Source organism: Streptomyces flavofungini, assembly GCF_041028215.1.
Lineage (GTDB): Bacteria > Actinomycetota > Actinomycetes > Streptomycetales > Streptomycetaceae > Streptomyces > Streptomyces flavofungini_B.
Window position 1 is genome coordinate 1 of record NZ_JASKYR010001488.1, and the last position, 705, is coordinate 705.

Consider the following 705-nt stretch of genomic DNA (forward strand, 5'->3'; position numbering starts at 1 on the left):
GCAGTGCCTSSACCCGGCCCCGCACCCTCGGCCTCGGTCGCCTCGCTCGCCGTCCGGCGCGGCCGGGTCGAGGCACTGCGGCGCGTCGACCTGACCGTCACACCCGGCGAGACCGTCGCCCTGATGGGCCGCAACGGCGCGGGGAAGTCGACCCTGCTCGCCACCCTGGTCGGCCTGCTCGAACCCACGTCGGGCACGGTCCGGGTCGGCGGCGCCGTCCCGCACCGCACCACCCCCCGCCAGCTGATCAAGCACGTGGGCCTGGTCCCCCAGGAGCCGCGCGACCTGCTGTACGCGGACACCGTGGCCGCCGAGTGCGCCGCCGCCGACCGGGACGCGGACGCGGCGGCCGGGACCTGCCGCGCCCTGGTGAGCGAGCTGCTGCCCGGCATCGCGGACGACACGCACCCCCGCGACCTCTCCGAGGGCCAGCGCCTGGCGCTCGCCCTGGCGATCGTCCTGACCGCACGCCCGCCCCTGCTCCTCCTCGACGAACCGACCAGGGGCCTCGACTACGCCGCCAAGGCCCGCCTGGTCACGGTCCTGCGCGGCCTCGCGGCCGAGGGCCACGCGATCGTCCTCGCCACGCACGACGTGGAACTGGCCGCCGAGATCGCCCACCGGGTGGTGATCCTCGCCGACGGCGAGGTCGTCGCGGACGGCCCCACCCCGCGGGTGGTGGTCTCGTCCCCGTCGTTCGCGCCC

1 protein-coding gene is annotated in these 705 nt (G+C 77.0%); it reads left to right on the forward strand.

The genetic code is table 11. The features are described 5' to 3' along the window. A partial coding sequence (locus tag AB8Z36_RS41810; protein ID WP_369218536.1) for an ATP-binding cassette domain-containing protein occupies nucleotides 1–705 on the forward strand: 705 nt, incomplete at both ends.